The sequence below is a fragment of the Pseudoalteromonas sp. 23_GOM-1509m genome (genome assembly GCF_000518425.1).
In the GTDB taxonomy this organism is placed as follows: domain Bacteria; phylum Pseudomonadota; class Gammaproteobacteria; order Enterobacterales; family Alteromonadaceae; genus Pseudoalteromonas; species Pseudoalteromonas tetraodonis.
The window spans coordinates 176,919-190,609 of the sequence record NZ_JADO01000010.1 but is presented as its reverse complement, the minus strand read 5'-3'; the positions used below and the strand labels follow the sequence as shown (position 1 = coordinate 190,609).

The 13,691-nt window shown below is 39.0% G+C and carries 13 protein-coding genes and 1 pseudogene; 5 read left to right on the top strand and 9 right to left on the bottom strand.

Going from position 1 to position 13,691, the window contains the following annotated elements:
- Positions 1-69: 69 nt before the first annotated feature.
- From N523_RS0104375 to N523_RS0104355, 5 genes are all read right to left on the bottom strand, one after another.
- Entirely contained in the window at positions 70-750 is a 681-nt protein-coding gene (locus tag N523_RS0104375) for a hypothetical protein (RefSeq protein WP_028834431.1), read from the bottom strand.
- 89 nt (positions 751-839) lie between these two features.
- Positions 840-1,190 carry a DUF2750 domain-containing protein gene (locus N523_RS0104370; protein WP_013464070.1) on the bottom strand — a complete coding sequence of 117 codons (351 nt, stop codon included), beginning with the start codon at positions 1,188-1,190 and terminating at the stop codon, positions 840-842.
- A 630-nt stretch (positions 1,191-1,820) separates the two neighbouring features.
- Positions 1,821-2,099: a glutathione S-transferase family protein gene (locus N523_RS18905; protein ID WP_036949825.1), complete on the bottom strand. Its 279-nt coding sequence runs from the start codon at positions 2,097-2,099 to the stop codon at positions 1,821-1,823.
- Between the two features lie 69 nt (positions 2,100-2,168).
- Entirely contained in the window at positions 2,169-2,450 is a 282-nt protein-coding gene (locus N523_RS0104360) for a peptidylprolyl isomerase (RefSeq protein ID WP_008114778.1), read from the bottom strand.
- Between the two features lie 75 nt (positions 2,451-2,525).
- On the bottom strand, positions 2,526-3,095 hold the full coding sequence (locus N523_RS0104355; RefSeq protein WP_028834430.1) for a glutathione peroxidase: 570 nt from the start codon (positions 3,093-3,095) through the stop codon (positions 2,526-2,528).
- A gap of 88 nt (positions 3,096-3,183) precedes the next feature.
- Here N523_RS0104355 and N523_RS0104350 point away from each other — a divergent pair, with 88 nt between their 5' ends.
- The 3 genes from N523_RS0104350 (at position 3,184) to N523_RS0104340 (ending at position 6,938) form a co-directional block, all read left to right on the top strand.
- A complete protein-coding gene (locus N523_RS0104350; RefSeq protein WP_013464075.1) occupies positions 3,184-3,672 on the top strand; it encodes a GNAT family N-acetyltransferase in 489 nt (162 codons plus the stop codon).
- Positions 3,673-3,782: 110 nt separating this feature from the next.
- Positions 3,783-5,774, top strand: coding sequence for an ATP-binding protein (locus N523_RS0104345; protein WP_028834429.1), 1,992 nt, complete (start codon positions 3,783-3,785; stop codon positions 5,772-5,774).
- 36 nt (positions 5,775-5,810) lie between these two features.
- Complete coding sequence (locus N523_RS0104340; protein WP_028834428.1) at positions 5,811-6,938, top strand: response regulator; 1,128 nt, start codon at positions 5,811-5,813, stop codon at positions 6,936-6,938.
- 609 nt (positions 6,939-7,547) lie between these two features.
- On the opposite strand, the gene queG is transcribed toward N523_RS0104340, so the two are convergent.
- The 4 genes from queG to N523_RS0104320 form a co-directional block, all read right to left on the bottom strand.
- Positions 7,548-8,681 carry a tRNA epoxyqueuosine(34) reductase QueG gene (gene queG, locus N523_RS0104335; RefSeq protein WP_016899494.1) on the bottom strand — a complete coding sequence of 378 codons (1,134 nt, stop codon included), beginning with the start codon at positions 8,679-8,681 and terminating at the stop codon, positions 7,548-7,550.
- A gap of 70 nt (positions 8,682-8,751) precedes the next feature.
- Positions 8,752-9,972 (bottom strand): methyl-accepting chemotaxis protein, encoded by a 1,221-nt coding sequence (locus tag N523_RS0104330; protein WP_024601218.1) that lies wholly within the window; start codon positions 9,970-9,972, stop codon positions 8,752-8,754.
- A 58-nt stretch (positions 9,973-10,030) separates the two neighbouring features.
- Complete coding sequence (locus N523_RS0104325; RefSeq protein ID WP_028834427.1) at positions 10,031-10,735, bottom strand: glycerophosphodiester phosphodiesterase; 705 nt, start codon at positions 10,733-10,735, stop codon at positions 10,031-10,033.
- On the bottom strand, positions 10,732-11,598 hold the full coding sequence (locus N523_RS0104320; protein WP_028834426.1) for a DMT family transporter: 867 nt from the start codon (positions 11,596-11,598) through the stop codon (positions 10,732-10,734). The genes N523_RS0104325 and N523_RS0104320 overlap by 4 nt, the downstream gene beginning before the upstream one ends.
- Positions 11,599-11,926: 328 nt before the next feature.
- On the opposite strand from N523_RS0104320, the pseudogene N523_RS18900 reads away from it, so the two are divergent.
- Positions 11,927-13,019: pseudogene (locus N523_RS18900) on the top strand (sensor histidine kinase).
- Positions 13,016-13,630 (top strand): response regulator transcription factor, encoded by a 615-nt coding sequence (locus tag N523_RS0104305; RefSeq protein ID WP_028834425.1) that lies wholly within the window; start codon positions 13,016-13,018, stop codon positions 13,628-13,630. The pseudogene N523_RS18900 and the gene N523_RS0104305 overlap by 4 nt, the downstream one beginning before the upstream one ends.
- The last annotated feature ends 61 nt before the right edge of the window (positions 13,631-13,691 follow it).

Sequence of the window (13,691 nt, the reverse complement as noted above, 5' to 3'; positions counted from 1 at the left end):
CACTTCATCCTAACAGCTTTTTTTACTAGAGTAAGCGCAGATCGCTAAGGAAAAGAGTAACAAAGTTTGTCAGTGGCTATCTCGGGCTAAAAACCGCTGCCAATGAATATGGGAATTGATAACCCGGATCTGTTGTAGCACCTTATTTAACAAGGCTATATCGTTAAAGTTATCATGAGGGTAATCATTAAAGCCCATTAAATAATTAAAGCAGTCTTTGTTGCCTGCTTGCAGGGCATAAATACGAATTTGCTGTTCAAAGTTAAGCCGTAAACTACTAATGGCGGTTTTCATACCGAGTTGATCCACCGAAGGAATTGCACATTTTTGCAAATACCCCGCACGTTCGCCCTCGCCTGAAAACCAAATGCGTACTTTTTCACTGTAGCGTCCTGTTTTTGCTGGGAGGTCAAACAGTAAACGTGTGTGTTTTTGCGCTTTTGCGTAGGCTAAATAATCATTAAGTCCGGCCTTAATAAGGGCGTTATGTACAGGAATTAAACGGGGTTTAATTTTACCATGAGTATGAAAGCTAAAGCAGAGAATGCTATTTTTAACCACCAAGTCATCTAGGGTTAAATGGCCAATTTCATCACTGTAAGCGCCACTGTAATAAGCAATTAAGGGCAGCCAAAAATGCCAGTGTTTAGCTTGTTCGCGGGCAAGCCGTGTATCACTATAAATATATCCGTTATAGAGCGTATGCAGCTCCATAGCTGAAAATGGACGACGACCAAGATGGGTTTTCAACGTATTACCTTGACAGTTTTTATTATTTTTATACCCCAACTAACCGTTGCTGTTAGTTGGGATAATGTCAGCGAACTAACGCCTAAAACTTATTCGCTTAGCGCGCGAGCTAAACCAACTGGTTCAATTTCTACACACACCTGATCGTCATTCCAATTTAAACCTACTAATGCATCATCAGATTTTAGGTCTTCAACCCAATCATCTAAAAACTCATCAAGGTTTATTTCTACAGGGCTGTAGTCTTGCCACTCTTCTTTACATTGTGCTTGTGCTGCGTCTTGTGATTCCCACAGTAAAAGTACATCGGTGTCGTCAAACTGATTTGACTCACATACAACAAAGCCACCATCATCGGCACCCAGTGCCCAGATCTGCTCACTAACACGTACTTTTTCTACAAAGCTAACTAGTTGTGATTCAATTTCGATATCGCTCATGTATCCACCTTTTAAAATTTAAGTCGAGGGTTGGTATTTTTAGCCGCTTGACGCGGACTAAACGCCTCATGAAACTTAACTAATTGCGGCTGCGCGCTAAAATCGGCTAGTTCACGAAAGCATATCCAATCAAGTAAGCAGTATAAACTGATGTTGAGGCATTCACAGCTTTTAAATTCATCATCGCATAAATGATCATTTAAATAGTCTAAAGTTTGCGCAATCCGCTCATTTTGCAGATTAAAAAATAGTTTATCAGCTTGCGTGTCAAATCCAGAACGTTGGCATAACAGTAATTCAACGAATGAATCATTGCAGGCATTGATGCTAGGGCCTGTTGACCTTTACGGATTAAAATTTCTTCAAACTAGGGACGATTTAATCGCGGCGCGAGGTTTGTAACCTAGTGGGCTAAGTAAAAACCGAGCAAAGCTTCCGCGTCCTGCTCACGCCCCTTACCTACATCCATGTAGGCAACAAAGAGTTAATCGCCCCTAGGCAGAACCCTTCGGGCAGCGCCTGTTTGGCATTAATGCTACGTTATCGCCTATTTATGGGGAATAACCACACCACATAGGCTCTGCCTTGCCTAAATACCAAACAGACTGCTGTAAATTTAACCTTGAAAGATCAACAGGCCCTAATTAAAAAGTGCTCTTGAGGCCATGTAAGTGGGGGGTGCTGGGTTTTTTCAAGTAAATAACGCAGTATGGTATTTGAATCACTTAGGGTAAGCGTGTCATCGACCAATATAGGAATTTTGGCTGCTGGATTTTTTGTGACCACCAACGGCCGATCGTCTTTAGAAAAAATATCGAGATTAATAAATTCAAGCGCACAATTGTTTTGTTGTGCCCAGATTCTAATACGGCGAACATAAGGGGAAGGAATAGAGCCAAATAGTTGCATAATAGGGCTTTTGCCAACTCCACATAAATAAAAAGCCGCTGATGCGGCTTTATTAATAAATCGATTTACTTACTCTGAGCGGCTGGTTACTTCTAATAAATGGTAACCAAACTGTGTTTGTACAGGGCCTTGTACTTGATTTAGCGGCGCTGAAAATACCACCTTGTCAAATTCAGGCACCATCATACCTGGGCCAAACTCACCTAATGCACCACCATCTTGACCTGATGGACAATTAGAATGCAGTTTAGCGAGTTCTGCAAAGTCTTCACCTTGCTCAATTTTATCTTTAAGGTCTAAACATTGTGCTTCACTGTCTACGAGTATGTGCCTTGCACTTGCAACTGCCATAAGTTCTCCTACCTGTAAGTTTAGTTTTTAAATTTGATAGCAACATCTTAGTAAGGTTAAACTGAAAACACAAAGTTAAAATGCACTTTTGATTGCGCTTTCTAGTTTTGCTGAATCCGGTGCTACGCGGCTGTTAAAACGCGTAATCGTTTTGCGATCGGCCGATACCACGTATTTATAGAAGTTCCAGTTTGGTGAACTGGTTTGGGCGTTTAAATGCTTGAAAATAGGGTTTGCGTCACTACCTCGAACTGCGCTGGTGGCCAGCATAGGGAAAGTTACACCATAATTTACGTAACACACTTTAGCGGTATCTTTTTCATCGTTCTCTTCTTGAAAAAAATCATCTGATGGAAAGCCTAATACCACCAAGCCTTCGTCTTTGTATTTATTATAAAGCGCTTCTAAACCTTCAAATTGCGGCGTAAAACCGCAGTTACTCGCAGTGTTAACAATCAAAAGAGGCTGGTTTTTAAAATCACATAAGTTAATGGTTTCAGTTGAGCGCAACTTTCTAAGTGAAACATTCGTGAAGTCATTGCAGGTGTTTGCATCTAATGAAGGGAGGGGCGAGTCTGCGGCATATGTATTTAGCGAAACACAACTTAACGCTAGGGTTAAACCAAGTATTATTTTTTTTATCATGCTATTACCTTAAGTGCGTTTTTAGAGTATTTATGTAACTTATCATACGCTACTATAGGCTAAATTGATCAATTTTACTTTATTTTCTATGACTATACGTTTAGCAAAACCTGATGATTTAACTGCCATTGTTGCTATTTACAATGAAACTATCCCTAGTCGAATGGTCACCGCCGATACCGAAGAGGTGACCGTCGCTGATAAACAACCTTGGTTTGATAGCCATACTGCTCAACGCCCTATTTTTGTTTACTGTGAGAACAACCAAGTATTAGCGTGGCTTAGTTATAAATCGTTTTATGGCCGCCCAGCTTACGATGGCACCGTTGAGTTAAGCATTTACATTACGGCAGCAGCCCAAGGAAAAGGGTTGGGTAAAAAGCTGATGCAATTTGCACAACAACAAGCCAAGCAACTTAATATCGAAGTATTACTTGGGTTTATTTTTAGTCACAACGAACCGAGCATTAAATTATTTAAGCATTTTGATTTTGCAGTATGGGGAGAGCTGCCTAACGTAGCAAGAATGGACAATCAGCTGTACAGCCTGACTATTTTTGGTAAGCATTTAACCTAGTACCATAACAAAAGGCAGCAAAATTCACTTTTACGTAGGTGATTATGCTAAACCAAAAATTCTAGACTATGCTGAAAAGGTGTTTAATTAACTCTTTAAAGTGTGTCTAAATGGCGAGAAAAATACTTATTATTGATAGCAGTAGCATGATTGCTATGCGCTTAAAAGTGTTATTAGAACTAATTGGCTGCCAAGTTGAATTAGTCCACTTTGCTATGTTTGATGAAAATACAGACATAGACATTTATGACTTGTTGGTATTTTCTCAAGGCGTGCCAACCGATGTTGTATCGATAGTTGTTGAGAAAGCGACTTATCAATCATTTTTGTTATTAGCGCCAAAAGCAGAATCAGGGGAGTTGCTTAGCGCATTTTCCAAATTAAATGACTTGATACCCAATGCCACCATTATCTACCCCTTCTTTTCCAATAAAGAAATAACGTCTTTAATTGAGGCCTTATTAGAGATAGGTCCAGATCACATTTTTAAACTGCCGACAATTTTACTCGTTGATCATGTTAATGAGCGATTAGAGTCACTCAAAAGTAGCCTTTATGGCGCTCATATTGAGGTATACACCGCAACAAACCATGATGAAGCAATTAATATTGCCAAGCTCAGGAGTATTGATATTTTAATCAGTGACTTTAGCTTACAACCGGGTTCTGGTTTAGAGATATTTTCGAGTTTAAAAAAAATACAACCGCATAGTCGTTGCTTGTTAGTAACCTCACGCCCTGAACAATCTATGTTAGAAGCCATTCGCCAAGGTGTTGAAGATGTTTTAATTAAGCCTTTAAATGACAATGTGTTACTACAGGCTGTACATAAATTATGGCAAACCGAGCTGCTAAAACGTCACAATGCTGAGCTAGTAGAAAGATTACAAGAAACAGTTGATGTGCTGATTGAAAAAGACAGCCTACTGCAGGTCATTTTTAAAAATACCCCCGATCCTATTTTATTATTTGAACGCAAAGGCAAGATAGTCGAGGCCAATGATGCCTGCTTAAAATTATTTAATTTAAAGTTTAAAAAGCTCATTGCTCACTCGTTATTTCATTTTTTAGATGATGACTCGGTGCAGGCAATAAAAGATAAAATCTCTACATTAAACAGTAATCGTCAGTTTAGTTGTGACTTACACATTGTAAATAAAGACGGAAGTAAAATTCCGCTAGTTGGATCATTTAATGAAATAGACCACCATGGCGAAATAGCGTTAGCGGTTATTTTTAAAAATGTTAGTCATTTAAAACAAAAAGAAGATCTACTGTTGGAAGCCAAAGATCTTTTAGAAGAGCAAGTAAGGGCACGTACTTCACAGCTTGAGCATGCGAAAGATATTGCCGAAGCGGCTAATCTAAGTAAATCAGAGTTTTTGGCAAATATGTCGCATGAGCTAAGAACCCCTATGCACTCTATATTGAGCTTTTCACGTTTTGGTATTAGCAAGTTACAAGAGGGTGATTTTAGCAAAGATAAACTTTTGAAGTATTTAACTCGTATTGAATCAAGTGGGCAAAGACTACTATCGTTACTTAATAATTTACTCGACCTTTCTAAATTAGATGTTGGTAAATTTCCATTCAACCCACGGGCTTATGATTTAGCGACTATTGTTAAAACCAGTATTGATGATGTTGCCGGTATTGCTATTGAAAAAGATATAAATATTGTTTTTAGCTCTGATAACGCGCCGATTGTTGCACAGTGCGATGAAGAGCAAATAAATCAGGTTTTGAGAAATGTATTGAGTAATGCACTCAAATTTAGTGAAGAGCACAGTACTGTTGAAGTTGTCATGCAAAGAGACGATGACAATGCAAACATTGCAGTGATAGATAGCGGTATAGGAATACCTGAAGAGGAACTTGAAATGGTTTTCAATAAATTTGAGCAAAGCAGTAAAACGAATAGTGGTGCAGGTGGAACCGGGTTGGGTCTTACCTTGTGTCGTGAGTTTGTTTCATTGCATCAAGGCAGTATTAAAGCATGCAATAACAGCCTTGGTGGAACAACAATTTCGATACAAGTTCCTTTAGAAATAAACTTAGATGAATACCTAGCTGATGAGCAATTAGTGAAAAATAGCGGCTAACAATCGAATTGTTTTAATTTATATGGATGAAAAATTATGGCTTTAACTAAAATTCTTGCAGTCGACGATGAACCATTTAACCTCGAAATAATTGAAGAAATATTAGAGGATCTTGATTTTGAACTTAAGCTAGCTTCAAGCGGCCCTGAATGCTTAAGTATGGTTGAAGAGTATATGCCTCAAGTTATATTACTTGATGTAAGTATGCCAAAAATGAATGGTTATGAAGTATGTAAAGAGCTTAAAGCTAACCCCATTACCCATGACATCATCGTGATGTTTGTATCTGCAAGAGGTACGGTTGAGGAGCGCATGGAAGGTTATTCAGTAGGCGCGGAAGACTATATTGTAAAACCGTTTGGGCACGACGAATTAAAGCAAAAACTGAATAAACTAAATCAAGTCTTAATAGAAAAACAACAGCTTGAAAAGCAAGTAAAAGAAGCGACCTCTACCGCCTTTAATGCCATGGCAAATAGCAGCGAAATGGGTCAGATAGTAAATTACATTGAAAATATTGGTTTTATTAACGATGTACAAGAGCTTGGCAAAGCATTAGTAGAATGCTTACAGGCATTTGGCCTACAAAGTAATATTGAATTTAGATGTAACGATACTAAGTCGCACTTTGCGCTCAATGGGGTGTGTTCTCCAATTGTAATTGAGTTATTTGAAATGCTTAAAAGCAAAGGACGATTGCATGAGTTTTCTCATCGCATTTTGGTTAACTACGAGCTTGTGAGTTTACTGATTTTAAATATGCCAGAGCATGACGAGCAAAAGCACGGACGCATACGTGATCATATTTGCTTTATTGTAAGTGTAACCGAGCAACAATTACGAGCCATTACCACTAAGCAGATGCTGATATCGCAGCAGGAGCGGTTAAATAAAGTTGCCGGTACTGTGCATAGTAAGTTTCATCGTTTAATTGGGATGTTGAACGACAGTCGTATTAATAACGAAAAAGTATTTAAGCATTTACAAGAAGAACTCGAAGAGCGGATCCCAACTATGGGATTGGATGAAGACCAAGAAATTTTTATTTATAAAAAAGTAGACGAAACCATACAAAACTCGGTTGCACGTCAGGAGTCAGTGGATCAAGTTAAAAAAGCCTTTGCAGAAATAGAGCAAGATCTTGCTTTATTGTTGAAAGCCTAAAGGTGCGGGCTACGGGCTGCGAGGCGCGGGGTAAATTCCTTGCTACGATTAGGCAGATAGCTTGTATCAGCGACATTATGTCGCGTTTTTTAAAGGTTAAAGACGAAAGGTAGGAGTAACAGGTTAATTAAGATCGGTACTTTAATTGTGGCTTCTCATTTTATTCTCTGTGTTCAATAAGATATTAGTAAATTACACAAAGAGGGCACAGAGTTCACAGAGAAAGTGATTACAGACAAAGGCTAAAAATACGGGCTACGGGCTGCGAGGCGCGGGGTAAATTCCTTACTACGATTAGATATATTGACTTGTAGCAGCGACTTTATATCGCGTCTTTTAAAGGTTAAAGACGAAAGGTAGGAGTAACAGGTTAATTAAGATCGGTATTTTAATTGTGGTTTCTCATTTACTCCTCATTTTCTTCTCTGTGTTAAATCAGATCTTAGTTAATTATGCACAAAGAGGGCAAAGAGCTCGTAAAGAGAGTGATTACAGACAAAGCCTAAAGGTGCGGGTTACGGGCTGCGAGGCGCGGGCTAAACTCGTCGCTACGATTAGGCAGATAGCTTGTATCAGCGACATTATGTCGCGTTTTTTTAGGCAATAGGCTTACGCGTCTCTGGGTAGGCCTTTTTCAACAATCCGTATTAGCCGTGCTGTTTTGCGCAGCTTTTGTCTTTGTTTATCATGTTGCTGGGTAAGTGCCCATTCTATGTGCTCATTCACCATGTCACTGACCGTTTTGCGTTTATCTTCAAGTGCATGAATAATCGCTGGACTAAAATCTGCGTTGCCTAAGCCAACCGCTATATTTCGTAACCAACGCTCATGGCCAATACGCCGAATAGGGCTGCCCTCGGTATTTGTTAAAAAGGTAGTTTCATCCCAGGCAAATAATGCGAGTAAGTCTTTATTTTTTAATTGTGTACGGGGGTGGAAGTCTTGCTCGTCGGTAATTTGTCCATAGCGATTCCATGGGCACACTAACTGGCAATCATCGCAACCATAAATGCGGTTACCCATTAAGGTTCGGTATTGCTCTGGAATAGCCCCTTGATGCTCTATGGTTAAATACGATATGCATTTACGTGCATCTACCACATAAGGTTCTACAATAGCGCCGGTAGGGCAAAGGGTTATACAGGCAACACATTTACCACAACCTTCGAACGTGTTTTCATCATCAATAGGCAGTGGTAAATCTACAAATAACTCGCCTAAAAAAAACCAAGAACCAGCCTCTTTATTGATTAATAAAGAATGTTTACCTCGCCAGCCAAGCCCTGCTTTTTCAGCTAATTGACGCTCAAGCACTGGCGCTGAATCAACAAAAGGCCTAAAGCCATAGTCACCTACCTGCTGTTCAATTTTTTTACCTAATTGCTTGAGCCGATTACGCATTAATTTGTGGTAGTCACGGCCAAGCGCATAGCGGCTGATATAGGCTTTCTCGGTATTTTTAAGGTTTTTGGCAAAGCCTGAATCTGGCGGCAGGTAATTCATTTTTACTGAAATAACTCGTTGCGTGCCAGGGACTAGTTCGCTAGGGCGGGCGCGTTTCATTCCATGTGCAGCCATGTAATCCATTGAACCATGATACCCTGCATCAAGCCAACGCTGAAGCTGTGCTTCATGCTTAGTTAAATCAATGTCAGTAATGCCCACTTCACTAAAGCCAAGTTGTTGGCCCCATAATTTTATTTGCTGGGCTAGCTGTTCATAGTTTGGTTTTACGTCGCTCACATACTTCACACAGTTAAATGACAAGCCGCTTAATTTAGCATAATCGCGGCTTGGGTGAAATTGTTATTGCCTAATCTACAAAGCGTTTTAACTGTTGTTGGGTTTGTTGGCTTAGCTTTTGTGATTGTTCAGAATCATGCAGTGCTGTATCTATTTGTTGCTTGGCTTGTTCGCCTAGCGCCACAATTTGCTCAACCGATTCATGCGTTTGGTTTTGGGTATCTTCGAGCAAGTGTACGGCATTGGCTATTTGCTGCAATTGTTGTTGATTATGTTCAAACTCATTGAGCATTTTACCAAACCCATCAGAGGTGGTGTTAATTGATGTTTGCGCATTATTTGAGTGGTTTATTAATTGCTCTGACTCTTTATTCGTTTCATTAACGAGCTCATTCATTTGGGTAATAAAATCACTAATTTGGCGTGTTGCGTCGCTTACTTTTACCGATAGGGTACGAACTTCATCGGCAACCACGGCAAAACCTCGCCCCGCTTCACCAGCGCGTGCCGCTTCTATGGCTGCATTTAGTGCTAATAAGTTAGTTTGATCCGAAAACTCTTCAACCATTTTTAAAATACTGCGAATGTTTTCGCTGTTCTCTTTCAAGCCCGCAATCGTTTTAGAAAAACTACCCAGCATTTCATTAATAAGCCTTACCTGCTCAACTAGTTTTGATAGCTCACCAGCAGAGAGCTTTACAAAATTAAGGTGTTCATTATTGACCTGATGTACGCTATCAGTGTTGCTTACTATAGCCTGCAGGCTTTGGGTAATTTGGTTACTGGCATTAATAATGGTGTGGCTTAAATTAATTTGCTGTTCGCTTAGCTGCTCTGTGTGCTGCATTGATTGCGTTACTTGGCTGTTACTCTGCACACTCTCTTGGGCGCTGGTATAGGTAGTGCTTAATAAACTATTTAAATGGGTAGTAAATTGATTGTATTGCTCACTTAAGTCTCTAAATTCATCAAACGTGAAATGGGGTAATTTGGCTGCTAAATTCGCATCTTGTTGATTAATATTAATGAGCGTATCGCGCATTGCTTTTACCGGGCGCACAATTAAAAAGCGCATATAAAAAATAGTAAAAATAAAGCCTGCAATAATAAGTAGCGCAAGTGCCCAAAATAAGCCAGTGCTTTGCTGGTTTTCGGTTAAGCTACTGTGCAACCAAAACAAAGTAATGGCTTGAAATAAAAAAACAAAACTTAAATTCCCAACTATTTTTCGGGTTAAAGTATAAAACAGTGTTTGTTCTAAAAAATTATAAATACGCATGTAGCTACTCATTAAATAGTGACCTACTAAATTATTGTTTTTATAGCATAAATGGCAATTAAATAATTAGTTATAGTTCATTTAATTGCGCTAAATAATGCTTAGTTCGTTCAGGGTCGTTAGTAAAAATACCATCAACACCACAGGCAAGCATCAGTTTAATATCTTCGACTTCATCTACGGTGTAAGCAAATACTTGTAAACCGCGTATTTTGGCATCGTCTACAAACGGTTTGTTCATAAAGTTTTTGTCAATATGAATGCTGTAGGCCTGTAAGTCTTGTGCAAACTTTGCATACTGCAATGGAATTGATGCAGTAAGTGCGCCAATTTTAAGCCACGGTAAACGGCTCTTTAGCCAGTGTAGTTGATGATGATTAAATGATGAAACTAAAATATTGTCTGCGGTTATTTTTTTGTTCGCAATGTTACTTTCAAGCACGGTTGCAAACTTTTCAAGTTCAAAGGTATGCTTTAGCTCTAAATTGAGTAAGGTTTGGTTATTATTCCAGTCTATTAATTGCTGCAAAGTAGGGACTTGTTCGCCATTTCCTGCATCAAACTGTTTAATTTGCTGGGCACTAAAGTCGCACACTTTGCCTTTGCCATTAGTGGTTCTATCGAGGTAGGTATCATGAATAATAACATAATCATCAAGCGCGCTTTGTACATCAACCTCAATGCCATCTACATTCGCTTTTAACGCCGCTATAATGGCGCTTTGCGTATTTTCGGGGAAGTGTGTGCTTGCGCCTCTATGTGCAAATATTTTCATGGCTGCTTTTTCCGTGAAATTGACCAAGTTTCAAAGCACGCAGCACTAACAATCAGTGCGCCACCAATCAGGGTCATCACTGAGGGGCGTTCGTGCAGAATAATTATAGCCAGTATTGTGCCATAAAGGGGCTGTAAGCAAGAAATCAATCCAGCGGTCGCTGCTGATAAATGTTTTAAACTCGCTGCAAATAACGAATGCGGCATCGCAGTAAACACCACACCGGCAATAAGCAGCAATATTAAATCAGTATCATTAATTTTTGTTATGGGTACTTCAATAAAAGCACACAGCATCAGGCTTGCCACTAAGGTTTGGTAAAACATGGTTTGCGGTCCACCATACTCGCTAAAGTAACGTTTATGAGTAATATTACGAAGAGCAAAAAATAATGCTGATACCACGCCCGTCACAACACCTAAAGTGATGTCATCGCCTAAATTAACGTTAGGGATCAATAAATAAATGCCAAAAATCACCACCACAGCACTTATTATATCTTTTGTTTTGGGCTTACTTTTATTAAATAGGGGTTCTAAAAATACCGTGATCACGGGATAGGTAAAAAAGGCTAACATGCCCACGGTAATTCCTGCCAATTGCATGCCTGCAAAATAGGTTACCCAGTGAATACCTACGGCAACGCCTAATAAAATGGCAATCACATAATCTTTAGCGCGATGCAGCTTAATTGGTTTTTTTTGCAAAGTTAGTAGCACACAAATTGCCAGCCCAGCGATAGCCGCGCGATAAGCGGTAATATCTAATGCATTCAAACCAATTAGCTTTGCGAATAAGGCGGTACCGCCAAATAAAAGTACGGCAATGTGTAAGTAAATTAAGCTTTGTTGTTGGGACTGCATTAAATTTCCTGGTCACTTTTTTTGGCTATATTAGCATTGCTTTTACACTCAGAAGATGAATTTTTCTATTTCATGACAAATGTCAGCCAAGTTAATGACACTTCACACTCTTATCTATTTTGCCCACTGGCATAGTTACCTTACTTATATTGGAGGGTGTTATGAATTCTTTAATTTTAACAAGCTTAAGCATTAGCGATTTTTTAGAAACACTAAGTTTTACTATCACTTATGTCGATTGTTTTATGTTCGTATGCATTTTTATGTTATTTGTATTTATTAATAAAAAGAGTGCTATAAATAAAAATAATAGGCCAGAGGTATTGGTATGAGCTCGGTTAACAGGTTTTCTCAGCAAAGCGATAAAGATTTTTGGAAATATGGTCATTTAGTTTTTACCGGTTTTTATTTACTCCCGATGATCATTGATTTTGCTAACTTTACGGCTCATCAAATCATCTTGTCTTTAGCCTTTTATATTGTTATATGTAAAAGCAATAAATTGCAAAAATGGGGGAGTAACTAAGTTAGTTATCGCTATGTTACTGGTGTGTTTTAGTGCCACTTTTTATAGCGCTGGTACACCAACCTTATTTGGCTTTATAGCTTATGTAGCGGGCTATACATATAGTAATTATCAAAGAGTTTATGCCGCATTAGCGATAATTTTAACTGTTTTGCTAAGCTCCTATGTGGGTGACATAGCTAAGCTTGAGTACTTTTTAGCGGTGGCTTTAATTTTATGTGCGGCCCTATTTAGCTATGGTATAGCGGCAAAAAGAGAGCATTTACATAAAATTCGTGAGCAAGAAAGCGCAAAGCAATTAGAGCAACTAGCAGCCATTGCTGAGCGTGAGCGCATAGCCCGAGATTTACACGATATTTTAGGTCACTCACTGTCATCAATAGCTTTAAAAGCTGAGCTTGCGAATAAACTAAATCAAGGTGAACGATACGATCAGGCCAATAACGAAATAGCCCAAGTAGCAGATCTTGCAAGACAGTTACTGAGTGATGTACGAAACGCAGTAAGTGATTTAAAGCAACTCGACCTAGTGAGCCAAATAACACAGCTAAAACAAACACTCAAAGAGCAAGGTTTTAAAATAAAGTTTAACGTTAATTTAGCGATCTTACCCGTTAAAGTAGAGGGCATTGCGAGCCTTATTATTAAAGAGTCGGTTACTAATTTATTACGCCATAGCAGTACAAAAAACGGTTCTATCAATATAGAGCAAACAAAGCAGCAATTAGTTATCAACGTTATTGATAATGCGCCATGCACTACATTAAAAGCAGGTAATGGTTTAAATGGCATTAAAGAGCGGGCTGAGCAATTAAATGGCAATGCAACATTTACCTGTGGCGACACATTTACTTTAACTGTTGTGCTGCCATTGAGTGCTGAGGATTTAAAATGATCAAAGTATATTTAGTTGAAGACCAAGCACTGGTGCGCGATGCCGTTGCAGCCTTATTAAGCCTTGATTTCAATATTGAGGTGATTGGTCAAGCAAGTAATGGCCAAGATGCGTTAAATGAAATCAGCGCGCTTGATAAAGACTTACATCCAGATATTGTCTTAACCGACATAGAGATGCCAAGCATGAATGGTATTGAGCTTAGTGAACAAATAGCCGCTAAGCACCCTGCAATTAACATGGTAATTATGACCACCTTTTCGCGAGCCGGTTATATTAGGCGTTCTTTAAGTGCGGGTGTTAAAGGTTTTATTTTAAAAGAAGCGCCAAGCGAAGAGCTAATCAATGCGCTTAAAAAAGTAATGCAAGGGCAAAAGGTGATTGACCCAGAGCTGGCAATTAACGCATTAGACGATACCGATCCACTCACAGATAAAGAACGCAAAGCGTTAAAACTTGCAAGTGATGGATTAAAAACCAGCGAAATAGCAAAACAGCTTTATATAAGTGAAGGCACAACGCGTAATTATTTATCCGATGCAATTGCTAAACTCAATGCCACAAACCGAATTGATGCAGCACGTATAGCCCGACAAAAAGGGTGGTTGTAATTGCGCGAATATTTAAACGCTATGGCTTAAGCTCTCGCTCCTTTAATGGTTACAAAAATAG